This window comes from Pseudonocardia sp. ICBG162 (assembly GCF_020496225.1).
GTDB classification, from domain to species: Bacteria; Actinomycetota; Actinomycetes; order Mycobacteriales; family Pseudonocardiaceae; genus Pseudonocardia; species Pseudonocardia alni.
Genome location: NZ_JAHLJD010000013.1, coordinates 1693976 through 1706428, shown reverse-complemented (window position 1 = coordinate 1706428; position 12453 = coordinate 1693976). Strand labels below are relative to the sequence as shown.

Annotated in this window: 14 protein-coding genes; 11 read left to right on the top strand and 3 right to left on the bottom strand. The window is 76.2% G+C overall.

Going from position 1 to position 12453, the window contains the following annotated elements; translation table 11 throughout:
- Window positions 1–68 precede the first annotated feature (68 nt).
- The 8 genes from KPL60_RS10920 to KPL60_RS10885 all read left to right on the top strand — a co-directional run bounded on the left by KPL60_RS10920 (window position 69) and on the right by KPL60_RS10885 (window position 8420).
- Entirely contained in the window at window positions 69–362 is a 294-nt protein-coding gene (locus KPL60_RS10920; RefSeq protein WP_226356115.1) for a EutN/CcmL family microcompartment protein, read from the top strand.
- Window positions 363–415: 53 nt separating this feature from the next.
- Window positions 416–739: a BMC domain-containing protein gene (locus KPL60_RS10915; protein ID WP_208825827.1), complete on the top strand. Its 324-nt coding sequence runs from the start codon at window positions 416–418 to the stop codon at window positions 737–739.
- 103 nt (window positions 740–842) lie between these two features.
- Window positions 843–2252 (top strand): aldehyde dehydrogenase family protein, encoded by a 1410-nt coding sequence (locus tag KPL60_RS10910; protein WP_226356116.1) that lies wholly within the window; start codon window positions 843–845, stop codon window positions 2250–2252.
- 2 nt (window positions 2253–2254) lie between these two features.
- Entirely contained in the window at window positions 2255–3184 is a 930-nt protein-coding gene (gene eutJ, locus KPL60_RS10905) for an ethanolamine utilization protein EutJ (RefSeq protein WP_226356117.1), read from the top strand.
- On the top strand, window positions 3181–3816 hold the full coding sequence (locus tag KPL60_RS10900) for a BMC domain-containing protein (protein WP_226356118.1): 636 nt from the start codon (window positions 3181–3183) through the stop codon (window positions 3814–3816). The genes eutJ and KPL60_RS10900 overlap by 4 nt, the downstream gene beginning before the upstream one ends.
- Entirely contained in the window at window positions 3813–5201 is a 1389-nt protein-coding gene (locus KPL60_RS10895) for a malate dehydrogenase (protein ID WP_226364484.1), read from the top strand. The genes KPL60_RS10900 and KPL60_RS10895 overlap by 4 nt, the downstream gene beginning before the upstream one ends.
- 13 nt (window positions 5202–5214) lie before the next feature.
- Window positions 5215–6237, top strand: a complete 1023-nt coding sequence (locus tag KPL60_RS34620) for an alcohol dehydrogenase catalytic domain-containing protein (RefSeq protein WP_226356120.1) — start codon at window positions 5215–5217, stop codon at window positions 6235–6237.
- Window positions 6238–6251: 14 nt separating this feature from the next.
- A complete protein-coding gene (locus tag KPL60_RS10885) occupies window positions 6252–8420 on the top strand; it encodes a helix-turn-helix domain-containing protein (protein ID WP_226364485.1) in 2169 nt (722 codons plus the stop codon).
- A 24-nt stretch (window positions 8421–8444) separates the two neighbouring features.
- Here the strand turns inward: KPL60_RS10885 and KPL60_RS10880 are convergent, their stop codons facing one another.
- The 3 genes from KPL60_RS10880 to KPL60_RS10870 form a co-directional block, all read right to left on the bottom strand.
- The gene (locus KPL60_RS10880; protein ID WP_226356122.1) at window positions 8445–8756 is read right to left on the bottom strand and encodes a BMC domain-containing protein; all 312 of its coding nucleotides are present in this window, start codon (window positions 8754–8756) and stop codon (window positions 8445–8447) included.
- A 162-nt stretch (window positions 8757–8918) separates the two neighbouring features.
- Window positions 8919–9110 carry a CBS domain-containing protein gene (locus KPL60_RS10875; protein WP_226364486.1) on the bottom strand — a complete coding sequence of 64 codons (192 nt, stop codon included), beginning with the start codon at window positions 9108–9110 and terminating at the stop codon, window positions 8919–8921.
- 39 nt (window positions 9111–9149) lie between these two features.
- Entirely contained in the window at window positions 9150–9392 is a 243-nt protein-coding gene (locus KPL60_RS10870; protein WP_226364487.1) for a CBS domain-containing protein, read from the bottom strand.
- A 196-nt stretch (window positions 9393–9588) separates the two neighbouring features.
- Between KPL60_RS10870 and KPL60_RS10865 the strand changes: the two genes are divergently transcribed.
- From KPL60_RS10865 to KPL60_RS10855, 3 genes are read left to right on the top strand one after another with little or no spacing between them, the layout of a single operon-like run.
- Entirely contained in the window at window positions 9589–10473 is an 885-nt protein-coding gene (locus tag KPL60_RS10865; protein WP_226364488.1) for a universal stress protein, read from the top strand.
- Window positions 10474–10495: 22 nt separating this feature from the next.
- Complete coding sequence (locus tag KPL60_RS10860; protein WP_226356125.1) at window positions 10496–11512, top strand: LLM class flavin-dependent oxidoreductase; 1017 nt, start codon at window positions 10496–10498, stop codon at window positions 11510–11512.
- Window positions 11509–12447, top strand: a complete 939-nt coding sequence (locus KPL60_RS10855) for an NAD(P)/FAD-dependent oxidoreductase (RefSeq protein WP_226356126.1) — start codon at window positions 11509–11511, stop codon at window positions 12445–12447. The genes KPL60_RS10860 and KPL60_RS10855 overlap by 4 nt, the downstream gene beginning before the upstream one ends.
- Window positions 12448–12453 lie beyond the last annotated feature (6 nt).

The following is a 12453-nucleotide window of genomic DNA, read 5'->3' as shown; positions in this document are numbered from 1 at the left end:
TGTCCCGGCAACGGTGGTCCGGCTCGCGCCGAGGCCACCCGGCTTCTACCGACGGAGGTGGTCCGGGCATGCAGCTGGCCAAGGTGCTCGGCCAGGTCGTCTCGACGATCAAGGGCCCCGGACTCGAGCGGTTCACCCTCCTGCTGGTGCAGGAGGCCGACTCCGACGACCCGGAGCGCGACGGCGGAGCCGTGTTCGTCGCGGTGGACACCGTCGGTGCCGGGGTCGGCGAGATCGTGCTGGTCTGCGCGGGCGGAGCCGCCCGGGTGGCGGCCGGCCCCGACGTCCCCACCGACCGCGCGGTCGTCGGCATCGCCGACACCGTCGTGCGGGTCGGCAGCGTGACCTACCAGAAGACATGACGACGGTCGCCGATCCGGCACCGTCGGCACCACACCGGCATCAGGAGGAAGACATGGCTCCGACGACTGGAACCCCGGCCGTCCCGGCCCTGCGCGGCGCGCTGGGACTCATCGAGACCAAGGGGCTGGTCGGTGCGATCGAGGCGGCCGACGCGATGGTGAAGGCCGCCAACGTGCAGGTGCTCGGCCACCGCGAGATCGGCGGCGGCCTCGTGACGATCATGGTCCGGGGCGACGTCGGCGCGGTGAAGGCCGCCACCGACGCGGGCGCCGTGGCCGCGGGCAAGGCGGGCGAGGTCGTCTCGGTGCACGTGATCCCGCGGCCGCACGACGAGACCGAGAGCATCCTCGCCGTCCTCACCCGGCCCAAGGGCTGACCGGCCCCACCCCACCCCGGCCGGGCCCGACCCGCACCGGTGCACGCCCGACGTGCAGCGGTGACCGGGCGTGCCCGCCCACGACAGAGACGGAGGTGTGGGGATGACCGCGACAGCGCCCGCCGACCCGCGCGGGCTCGACGCCGACCTGGCCGGACTCGCCGACGTCCGCGCCAAGGCCCGCGCGGCGAGGGCGGCCTTCGACGCGATGGAGGGGACCGACCAGGAGACCCTCGACCGCTACGTCCGGGCGATGGCACGGGCGGGCACGCAGGCCGCCGAGGAGCTGGCCCGGCTCGCCGTCGACGAGACCGGCTACGGCGTCTACGAGCACAAGATCTACAAGAACCGCTACAACACCGGCTTCGTCGCCCGGTGGATGCTGGAGCGCCGCGCCGTCGGCGTGCTCTGGGTCGACGACGAGGCCCGGGTGACCGCGGTCGGCTCCCCGATGGGCGTCATCGCCGGGATCATCCCGGTCACCAATCCCACCTCGACCGCCCTGTTCAAGTGCCTGGCCGCGGTGAAGTCGGGCAACGCGATCGTGCACGCCCCGCACCCCCGTGCCGCCCGCTGCACCCTGCGCGCGGTCGAGATCATGGCCGAGGCCGCCGTCGCGGCCGGCGCCCCGGAGGGCCTGGTCTCCTGCCTGGAGCACCCCACCCTGGCGGCCACCGCGGAGCTCATGCGGCGCGAGGAGATCGCGCTCGTCATGGCCACCGGCGGGCCGGGCATGGTGCGCGCGGCCTACTCCAGCGGCAAGCCGACGATCGCCGTCGGGGCGGGCAACGTCCCCGCCTACGTCGGGGCGAGCGTCGCCGACCCGGCCGAGGCCGCCGAGATGATCATCACCTCGAAGTCGTTCGACAACGGCACGGCGTGCGTCGCCGAGCAGTCCGTCGTCGTTGTCGAGGCGGTGGCGCCGGCCTTCCTGGCCGCGTTCGAGCAGCGTGGCGCCTACTGGATGAACGCCCCCCAGCAGGCCGCGCTGGCCCGGGTGCTGTTCGACGAGCGCGGCGCGATGCGCCCGGCCTCGGTCGGGCAGACCGCGATCCGCCTCGCCGAGACGGCGGGGTTCGCCGTGCCGTCGTCGACCCGGGTGCTCGCCTGCGAGCTCGACACGGTCGGCGTGGACACCCCGCTCTCGCGGGAGATCCTCGGCCCGGTCCTGTCGGTCTACCGCGCCGCCGACCGCGACGCCGGGTGGCGCCGCTGCCGGGAGATCCTGGCGCTCGACGGCGAGGGGCACACGGCCGCCGTGCACGCCTCGGACCCGGAGGAGATCGCCCCGTTCGGTGCGCTGCCCGCGGGCCGGATCGTGATCAACACACCGGCGCTGTTCGGCGGGATGGGCTACTCCACCGACGTCGACCCCTCCTTCCAGCTCGGCACCGGCAGCTGGAGCGGGTCGATCTGCTCGGACAACGTGACCCCCCTGCACCTGATCAACATCAAGCGGATCGCGCACGAGGTGCGTCCGTGGCGCACCGTCTACGACCCGGTGGAGCTGTAGCCGTGGCGACCGCGACCGCGGGTCGCCGCCCGGGACGCCGGCGTCCGGCGCGCGCCGCCGAGACGCGCCGGACGCCGGACCAGCTGCTCACCGCGGCGGCCGCCACCGCCGGGTCGGTGGCCCGCGACGGCGCCCCCGACGGGCCCGCGGCCGCCGCGCTGGCCGCCGCGGCCTCGCTGCGGGCCGGGGTCGACCTCGGGACGGCCAGCTGCGTGCTCGTCGTCCTCGCGGTCGCCCCGGACGGCACCGAGCACCCCGTGTGGATCGACGCGTCCCCGTCGGGTGCGCTGGCCGACGGCGTCGTCGTCGACTTCGCCCGCGCAACCGCGACCGTCCGCCGCCTGCGGGAACGGGCCGAGGCCGGGCTCGGCGTCGGGCTGGGCGCCGGCGTACCGGTCGCGACGGCCCACCCGCCGTGCATCCCGGCCGCCGACGCGAAGGCCTGCAGCTACGTCTGCGAGACCGCCGGGTTCGACCGGGTCGCGCTCGTCGACGAGGTCGCGGCGGCGCAGCGCACGCTCGGGATCCGCGACGGCGTCGTCGTCGACGTCGGGGGCGGCTCGACCGGGGTCGGGGTCTACCGCGACGGCGCACTGGTCGCGCTCGACGACCGCGCCGGCGGCGGCCACCACCTCGACCTGATGCTGGCCGGGGGCCTGGGCATCGCCGTCGAGGAGGCCGAGCCGTACAAGCGGGCCCACCCGGACGAGGCGTTCCCCCTCCTGGTCCCCGGGGTGCAGCGCATCGCGGAGAACGTGCGCGCGCTGACCGTGGGCGCCGAGGACCTGCCGCTGCACATCGCGGGCGGCGCCCTGATGATCGCCGGTGCGCAGCGCGTACTGGCCACGTACCTGGAGCGAACCGTCGTGACCCATCCGCACGCCCTGCTCATCACCCCGATCGGTATCGCCCGTGCGGAGGTGCCCGCATGAGCAACGGGACCCCGACCCTGCGCACCTATGCCTTCGTCGACCGGATGCAGCCCCAGTGCGCGGCGCACATCGCCGCGACCAGCCCCGGCGACGTCCCGCTCGCGGGGATGGCCGAGCTCTACATCGAGATGGCCCCCGGCAACGAGGTGTTCCGGGCCGCCGACATCGCGCTCAAGGCGGCCGGTGTGCGCCCGGCCCTGCAGATCATCGAGCGCGAGTTCGGGCTGCTGGAGATCCACTCCGAGCAGCAGGCCGAGGTGCTCGCCTCCGGCCAGGCGATCCTGGACGAGCTCGGGATGACCGAGGCCGACCGGATCCGGCCGACGATCGCCTCCACCCAGTTCATCACCAACGTGCACCCCTACCAGGCGCAGCTGCTCAACAAGTGGCGCAAGGGCTCCATGCTGATGCCGGGCCAGAGCCTGTTCGTCATGGAGGTCGCGCCCGCCGCCTACATCGCGGTCGCCGCCAACGAGGCGGAGAAGGCCGCGAACATCACCGTCATCGAGCTGCGCGCGGTGGGCCGGTTCGGCCGGATGTTCCTGTCCGGGACCGAGAGCGAGGTGCAGTCGGCCCGCGACGCGGCGGTCGCCGCGCTGGAGGGCGTCCACGGCCGGGAGCTCGCGCGATGAGCGTCATCGGAGCGGCGCAGGTCGACGACGCCGCCGCGGCGAAGGTCCTGCGGGTCACCGCCCGCGACGTCGTCACCCCGCTCGCCCGCGAACGGGCCCGTGAGCTGGGCGTGGAGATCGTGACCGGCCCGGCCTCCGCCGGGACGGCGGGCACGTCCGCCACGCAACCGGCACGACCCCCGGTCGCCGCGGCGGGCCGGCCGGCCGCACCACCGGGGGGCGCGCCCCCGCCGCCCCGCCCGGTCGCCTCGGTACCGCAGCCGGCCGGCCGCCCGGTCACGCCGCCGCCGTCGCCGGTCGGGCCGGTCCCGTCCGCCGCGGCCGTCGCGCACCTCACGGGGGCGGCGCCGCCCCCGGTGCGTCCTCCCTCGGGTGCGCTGTACCGGCGTGGTGCGCCGCTGCCGGACGTCGTACGGCCGGGCGGTGCCGGGTCGCGTCCGGGCGCGGGCCGCTCCGGCCGGGTGGTCGTCGTCGGCGCGGGCAACGTCGGCATGATCGCCGCGATGCGGCTCGCCGACGCCGACGTCTTCGCCGAGGTCGTGCTCGTCGACATCGACGCCGGCCGGGCCGCGGGCGTCGCGCTGGACCTCACCCACACCGCCGCGCTGTCCGGGTTCGACACCCGGGTCCGCGGGGTCGGCACGGTCGAGGAGGCCGGCCCGGCCGACTACGTGGTCATCACCGCGGGCCGGCCGCGCAACCCCGGGATGAGCCGGTCGGACCTGATCAGCACGAACGCCGCCATCGTCGGTGACGTCGCGGCGCGGGTGGCGGTGACCTCGCCGGGAGCGGTGATCGTCGTCGTCACCAACCCGCTCGACGAGATGACCCAGCACGCCTGGAAGGCCTCGGGATTCCCCTCGGAGCGGGTCCTCGGCATGGCCGGGGTGCTCGACACCGCCCGGTTCCAGGCGCTCACCGCGCTGACCGGCGTCGCCCGCGCCGACCGGATCGACGCTTGGGCGCTGGGCAGCCACGGCGAGGAGATGGTCATCCCGCTGTCGCGGGCCACCGCGGACGGGCGGCCCCTGAGCACAGCGATCCCCGCGGCCGACCTCGACGCGATCGTGATGCGGGCCCGGGGTTCGGGCGGCGAGGTGGTCGGGCTGCTGAAGAAGGGCAGTGCCTTCATGGCACCCGGCCTGTCGGCGGCCCGCATGGTGCTGGCGATGGCCGCCGACTCCGGCGAGGTCATGCCCGCCGCGGTGCTCGCCGACGGCAGCTACGGCATCCGTGGGGTCTACGTCGGGCTCCCGGCCCGGCTGGGCCGCGGCGGCCTGACCGGGATCGTGACGATCGACCTGCGGCCCGCCGAGCTGGAGGCGCTGGCCGAGGCCGCGGCCCGGATCCGCGAGCGGCTCGCCGACCTGGCCGAGGCGGCCTGACGCCGTGCGCGCGGTGACCTACGCGGGGGACGGCGCGGTGCGCGTCGCCCCGGTGCCCGACCCCCGGATCGAGCAGCCGACCGACGCGGTCGTCGAGGTCCGCAGATCGGCGGTCTGCGGAACGGACCTGCACCTCCTCGCGCACGACGAGGGGCTGCCCGCCGGCACGGTGCTCGGCCACGAGTTCGTCGGGCAGGTCGTGGAGACCGGCACCGCGGTGCGCGGGCACCGCGTCGGCGACCTCGTCGTCGGCGCCGACTTCGTCGCCTGCGGCACCTGCTGGTGGTGCCGGCGGGGTGACCACTGGGAGTGCGCGGAGCGGCGGTTCTTCGGCACCGGCACCGCGTTCGGCCCGCCGCTGGCCGGCACGCAGGCGGAGCTGGTCCGGGTGCCGCACGCCGACACCGTGCTCCGGACCGTCCCCGACGGGGTGTCCCTCGACGCGGCCGTCTTCCTCGGCGACACCCTCGCGACCGGCTACGCGGCGGTGCGCCGCGCCGACCTGCAGCCCGGCGACACCGTCGCGGTGGTCGGCGGTGGCCCGGTCGGCCAGCTGACGGCGCTGGCCGCGCAGGCCTGCGGCGCCGGAGCGGTGCTGCTCGTCGAGCCGGTCGGGTCCCGCCGCGCGGTCGCGGGCCGGGAGGGCTCGGTCGCCGTCGCCCCGGAGGAAGCGGTCGCGGCGGCACACGGGCTGACCGACGGGCGGGGCGCCGACGTCGTCGTCGACGCGATCGGTGGCCCGCGCGGGCTCGGCACGGCGTTCGAGCTGGTGCGCCGCCGCGGCACCGTCGTGTCGGTCGGCGTGCACGACGGCACCTGGGACCTGCCCGCCGGACGGGCCTTCGCCGACGAGCTCACGCTCCGGTTCGCGATCGGCGACCTGATGCGCGACGGCGACCGGCTCCTCGCCCTCGTCCGTTGCGGCGCAGTCGATCCGACGGTCCTCGTGGAGGACCGGGTGTCCCTGACCGACGCACCGGACGCCTATCAGCGGATGTCACAGCGACGTACGCTGAAGTCGCTGATCGTGTTCTGACGGCTGGGGGTGGGATGACGACACTCGACCGGGTCGGAGCGACGACGGGCGTCGACGCCCTCGGCAGGCTCCTGGGCACCGTCCCGCCGTCCCCGGCCGCCGCCGCCGAGCTGCTCGTCGGCGCGGCGACCCTGCTGGCGGGCACCTCGATGACCGTCGCGGCCTGGCGGGACGGCCGGTGGCAGGTGCTCGCCGGCTCCGGGGTCGGGATGGCGGGTCTCCCGCCGGGCGGCCCGTCGGCGGCCGAGGCCCGGTCCGGCCGGATCGTCGGGCCGGACGGCGCCGCCGCGCTGTGCTGGGACCCCGAGGTCCGGCTCGCCCCGGAGCCCGTCGGGCTCCTCCGGCAGGCCCGGGTGTGGATGTCGTTGCAGCTGGCCGGGGCCCGCGCCGACGACGAGGAGTACGCGGCGACGGTCGAGGCCGACGCCGTCCGCGAGGTGTCGCGGCGGCTGCTGTCGGTCCGCGACCTCGACCAGGTCCTGCTCACGGTCTCCGAGCAGACACTGCGCCTGCTCGAGTCCGACATCTGCGGGGTGATGCTCCGCGAGGGCGACGTCGTGCGCATGCGCGCCTGCGTCGGCAACCGGGCGACGCAGACCGCGCGGCTGACGATGCGCCGCGGTCAGGGCGTCGCCGGGCTGGTGTTCCTCACCGGGGAACCCGCCAGGATCGACTCCTACCTCGACGACGAGACGATCAGCGACGACTTCAACTCCCTGGCAGAACGGGAGGAGACCCGGTCGGCGCTCGCGGTCCCGCTGCAGCTGCAGGGGGAGTTCCTCGGTGTCCTGGAGGTGTGGCGGCGGCGCCGGTCGGTGTTCACCGACCGCGACATGCGCCGGATGGTCACCCTCGCCGACTTCGCGACGATCGCCATCGACAACGCCCGCCTGCACGACGAGCAGGTGGCTGCCGCGGCCGAGCTGAGCCGGGCCCACGAGGCGCTGCAGAACCAGCACACGCTGCTGGACCGGGCGTCGCGGCTGCAGCAGGAGCTGCTGCGCATCGTCGTCGGCGGTGGCGGTCTGCCCGCGGTCACCCGGACCGTCGCGACCGAGCTGGGCTGCGAGGTCGCGGTCTACGGTCCCGACGGTGCGCGGGTGGCGGGCCACCGGGCCCGGGACTTGGTCTCCCGGCTGCCCGCGTCGGTGCCGACCCGCGGCGGGGAGATCGTGCCGACGCCGGAGGACCGGGCCTCGCTGGCGCACCCCGTCTACGCCGACGGCGACCAGGTCGGCCAGGTGCTGTTCGCCCGGTGCGGACCGTCGCAGGACCTCCTGGCGGCCGTCGCCGGGCAGGTGGCGATGGCCTGCTCGCTGGCGCTGATGCGCGAACGGGCGGTGGGCCGGGCCCGGGCCGAGGCCGCCGAGCAGGTGCTCTGGGACCTGCTGCAGGGCTCGGTCGAGCACCGGCTCGCCGCGCGCACCCGCGCCCAGCACCTCGGCATCGCCCTGACCGGGGGCCTGCGGGTGCTGCACGGCCGGATCGAGAACGTCGAGGTCCTCACCGCCCAGCACGGCTGGGACACCTCGCAGGTCGACCGGGTCCGGCGCCGGGTGCTGCGGATCGTCCGCACCCTGCACGGCCGCGGCCTGTCCCTGGCCAGCCTGCGGGGCGACCTGCTCGTGGCCGTCGCCGCCGACCTGGACCGCATCGGCGCGAAGAACCTGGTGAACGCGTTCTCCGGGGCCGTGCACTCCGAGCTCCCGGAGCTGCGCCTGCGGTGGGGGATCAGCCGTGAGTACCACGAGGCCGTCGACCTGCCGAGCGCGTTGAACGAGGCCCGCACCGCGCTGTCGGCCGCCAAGCGCTTCGGCGGGCAGGACGTGTTCCTCTACGAGGAGCTGGGCATCGTGCGGCTGCTGCTCGGCTCGGGCGACGACCCCGACCTGCAGACCTTCGTCGACGAGGTGACGGGCCCGCTGCTGGACTACGACCGCGACAACGACGGCTCGCTGATCCGCACGCTGCGCGCGTTCTTCGACGCCGACTGCTCCCAGAAGCTGGCCGCGGACCGGCTGTTCGTCCACCACAAGACCCTGCGCTACCGGCTGGAGCGGATCCGGAAGCTGACCGGCCTGGACCTGGGTCGCCATGAGGACCGGATGCGCGCGGACTTCGCCTTGCGGCTGCTGCAGGTCACCCGGCACGACGACCCGGAGGACACCGACCCGGGCCGCTGACCCGGGCCGCCGGGGCCCGCCCGCTCAGGTGGTGCGGGTGGGCTGCACGGCCTCGCCGATGACGCCCTCGGTCTCCTCGTGCGGACGCGGGATGACGTGGCTGCTGTACAGCTCGCCGACCCGGGCCGCCGCGGCCGTCCCGGCCGCGACCGCGGCGTTCACGGCGCCGACGTCGCCCCGGACCAGCACCGAGACCTGGCCGTTGCGCAGGGTGCGGTACCCCTCGACCTCCACGTTGGCGGCCTTCACCATCGCGTCCGCCGCCTCGATCGCCCCGACCAGGCCCCTGGTCTCGACCATCCCGAGGGCGCCACCGGCCCGTCGTGCGTCCGACATGGAGCCGTCTCCTCTCGAGCGGGACACCGACGCCTGCGTCGGCCCGACCCACGGTAGGTCCGTGCGGCGGGGGGCACGCTGTCCCGCCCGGACAACGGGACCGGCGGGGGTTGTCCCCGGCGGAGCGGCCGCGCGGCCGCTCCGGGGAGGGACCCAGGTGGGTCAGCCGGCCGGCCGGGGCGTCGTCGGGCCCGCCCGGCGCGCGATCACCCCGACGACGTCGGAGGCGGTGACGATGCCGTCGATCCGGTCCCCGTCGGCGACGAGGACGGCGTCCCGCCCGTCCGCCGCCATCGCCGCGGCGGCCGCCGACAGCGGCGCCGACGACGGCAGCACCGTGACCGGGCCGTGCACCTCGGCGACGGTGAGGACGGACCGGCCCAGCGGCCCCCACTACGCGGCGACGCCGCGGAGCAGGTCGGACTCGGTCACCAGGCCGGTGCACCGCGGGCCCGCGAAGACCGGGAGGTGGTGGACGTCGTGGGCGAGCATCAGGTCGAGCGCGGTCCGGACCGGTGTCTGCGGGGTGACCGCGACCAGGCGCGGCGACACGACCGTCCGCAGCGGCGGGTCGTCGTCGAGGGTCTCGGGCGGGGCGTCGGGCCGGAACCCCGCGCGGCTGTCCTGCTGGCTCATGGTCATCCCTCCGTCGACCGGCGCCGTCAGCCTGCGCCGCGAGGGACCCGGCGGGGACGGGCCGGAGGTCCCGCCGCGACCACCGGCCCGGACCCGGATCCCGGTGACCTCCGGCCCCGGCGCGGCGGGACCTCCGCCCCACGCCACCGGCACCGGCGCCGGGCAGCGTGGGGACTCCGGAGGAGAGGGGCACACCATGACCACATCGAGGGACCTGCCGGACGTCGTGGGCGTCGACGGCTCGGAGGCCGCGCTGGACGCGGTCCGCTGGGCGGTCCGCGACGTCGCGGGCCGGGGACGGCCGCTGCGCCTGGTCGCGGCGGTGCCCGGCACCCCCGTGACGACCGGCGCCCGGGCGCGGGCCTGGGACGACCGGCGCAAGGCCGCCGTGGCCGCCGCGGAGGAGAACCTGCGGGTCGCCGCGGCCGTCGCGACCGACACGCTGCCCCTGGGGGCGGTCGGGACCGCGCTGCGCGAGGGGACCCCCGCGCAGGTGCTGGCCGAGGAGTCGCAGCGGGCGGCGACCGTCGTCGTCGGGCACCGCGGGCGGGGCGGGTTCCGGGGCCTGCTGCTGGGGTCGACCGGGGTCTCGCTGGCCGCGACCGCCGGCTGCCCGCTGGTCGTGGTGCGGGGGAGCGCACCGGCGACCGGTCCGGTCGTGGTGGGCGTCGACGGCTCGGGGGACGCGGCCGCGGCCCTGGACTTCGCGGCCGACGTCGCGGCGCGCCGCGAGGTGCCGCTGGTCGCGGTGCGTGCCTGGTGCGACCCGGCGACGGACCCCGCGGTGGCGCTGCTGCTGGACCCGGAGGCGGTGGAACGGGAGGAGGCCGAGGAACTGGAGCGTGCCGTCGCCCCGCTGTCCGAGGAGTTCCCCACCGTGGAGGTCCGGACCCGGGTCGTGCACGGGTCGCCCTCGGCGGTGCTGACCGGTGCGTCCGACGGCGCCGGGCTGGTCGTCGTGGGGACGCGCGGGCGGGGGCCGCTGTCGGGCCTGGTCCTCGGCTCGGTCGCGCAGGCGGTGCTGCACCACGCCGGGGCGCCCGTGGCCGTCGTGCGGGACGGTGCACCGCCTAATCGATAATGACATCCGGTACTGTCAGGGCGTGGCCCCTCCCTCGTTCGGCGTCATGCTGTTCACCCACCGCTTCCCCGGGCAGAGCGCGACCGAGGTGTTCGCGCTGGCCGCGGACGTCGCGCAGGCGGCCGAGGCGCACGGGTTCGCGTCGGTGTGGACCACCGAGCACCACTTCCTGACCGGCTACGGGATCAACCCCTCCGCGACGACGCTGGCCGCGTTCCTGCTCGGCCGCACCCGGCGGGTGCGGGTCGGCACGGCCGTGACGATCCTGCCGACGCACCCGCCGGTGCACGTCGCGGAGCAGGCGGCGCTGCTCGACCAGCTCTCCGGCGGCCGGTTCGACCTCGGCGTCGGCCGGGCCGGGCCGGTGGTGGACCACGAGGTCCTCGGCACCGGCATCGAGCGGTGGCGCACCGGGCTGCCCGAGGCGCTCGGCCTCGTCCTCGACTCCTTCACCGGGCGGGTGTCCGCCGACTCCGAGCACTACCGGTTCCGCGAGGTCGCACCCGGCCCGGAGCCGTACACGCGTCCGCACCCGCCGGTGCACGTGGCCGCGACCTCGGCCACCGGGGTGGAGCTCGCCGCCCGGCACGGCCTGCCGATGCTTTTCTTCTTCTCCCAGACCGCCGACGAGCAGGCCCGGCTGGTCGCCGACTACGAGCAGCTCACCGCGGCGCGGCCGGTGCACGGCACCGCGGCCCTGGCCCATGTCACCGACTCGGTCGCCGAGGCCGAACGGGTCGTCCACGAGCGGCTGGCGCCGGTGTTCGCCTCCGGCTACGCCGAGTACGTGATGGTCGAGGAGTACGGCGGCCCGCGGCCCACCCCCGACGAGCTGGCCGCGGGCATCCTCGCCCGCCAGCCGATCGGTCCGCCCGAGCTGTGTGTCCGCCGGCTCGTCGACCTGGTCCGGGGGAGCGGGGCCGGACGGGTGCTGCTGCACGTCGAGTCCTCCGGTGAGCGCGACGCGGTGCTCGCCAACGTGGAACGCCTCGCGACCGAGGTGCTGCCCGCCGTCCGGAAGGAACTGGAGAACCCGTGAACGACACCTACGACGTGGTGGTCGTCGGCGGTGGGCCCGCGGGCCTGTCGGCGACCCTCGTGCTCGGCCGCCAGCGGCGTCGCGTCCTGCTCGTCGACGCCGGCGAGCCGCGCAACGCCCCGGCCGCCGAGATGCACATGTACCTCGGCCGCGACGGCGCGGACCCGGCGCAGCTGCTCGCCGACGGCCGCGCCGAGGTCGACGCCTACCCGACGGTGACCCGCCGGGCGGGCCGGGTCACCGGCGTCCGCGGCGCCCTCGACGACTTCACCCTCGACCTCGACGACGGCACCGTCGTACGGGCGCGGCGGCTGCTGCTGGCCGGCGGCCAGGTCGACGAGCCGCTCGACGTGCCCGGGCTGGCGCAGCGGTGGGGCGGCTCGGTGTTCCACTGCCCGTTCTGCCACGGCTACGAGACCACCGGCATGGCGCTCGTGGTGATCGGCAACGGCCTGGCCGGGATGCTCGCCGCCTACGTGCGGGACCGGTTCAGCGACGACGTCGTCCTCGCCACCCACGGCCCCGCCGAGCTGCCCGGCTGGGTCGCGGCGAACCTGGAGGCGCGCGGGGTGCGGGTCGTGGAGTCCCCGATCACGGCGATCGAGGGAGACCTGGGCGCGCTCGAGCTGCGCTTCGCCGACGGCACCACCCTCGCCCGCGACGGCATCTACCACCGCGCCCCGACCCGTCCCGGCACCGTGCTGGCCGGGAGCCTCGGCGCGACCGTGCTCGACGACGGCGCGATCGCCGTCGACGAGTGCGGCCGGACCTCGGTCCCGGGGGTCTCCGCCGCCGGCGACGCGGCCCGGCAGCCCGGGCTGCCCGACGGCGTGACGCTGGTGAGCGTGGGCGCCGGGAACGGCGTCGCCGCGGCGGTGTGGCTGGAGCAGGAGCTGTTCCGGACCGGTCTGCCGGTCGCCCCCGGCCAGGGGTGAGCCCCG

What these genes read in the sequence shown, in the direction of transcription:
- KPL60_RS10920 (WP_226356115.1), top strand. Translation starts at nt 69, where the DNA reads ATGCAGCTGGCCAAGGTGCTCGGCCAGGTCGTCTCGACGATCAAGGGC.
- KPL60_RS10915 (WP_208825827.1), top strand. Translation starts at nt 416, where the DNA reads ATGGCTCCGACGACTGGAACCCCGGCCGTCCCGGCCCTGCGCGGCGCG.
- KPL60_RS10910 (WP_226356116.1), top strand. Translation starts at nt 843, where the DNA reads ATGACCGCGACAGCGCCCGCCGACCCGCGCGGGCTCGACGCCGACCTG.
- KPL60_RS10900 (WP_226356118.1), top strand. Translation starts at nt 3,181, where the DNA reads ATGAGCAACGGGACCCCGACCCTGCGCACCTATGCCTTCGTCGACCGG.
- KPL60_RS10895 (WP_226364484.1), top strand. Translation starts at nt 3,813, where the DNA reads ATGAGCGTCATCGGAGCGGCGCAGGTCGACGACGCCGCCGCGGCGAAG.
- KPL60_RS10885 (WP_226364485.1), top strand. Translation starts at nt 6,252, where the DNA reads ATGACGACACTCGACCGGGTCGGAGCGACGACGGGCGTCGACGCCCTC.
- KPL60_RS10880 (WP_226356122.1), bottom strand. Translation starts at nt 8,756, where the DNA reads ATGTCGGACGCACGACGGGCCGGTGGCGCCCTCGGGATGGTCGAGACC.
- KPL60_RS10870 (WP_226364487.1), bottom strand. Translation starts at nt 9,392, where the DNA reads ATGAGCCAGCAGGACAGCCGCGCGGGGTTCCGGCCCGACGCCCCGCCC.
- KPL60_RS10865 (WP_226364488.1), top strand. Translation starts at nt 9,589, where the DNA reads ATGACCACATCGAGGGACCTGCCGGACGTCGTGGGCGTCGACGGCTCG.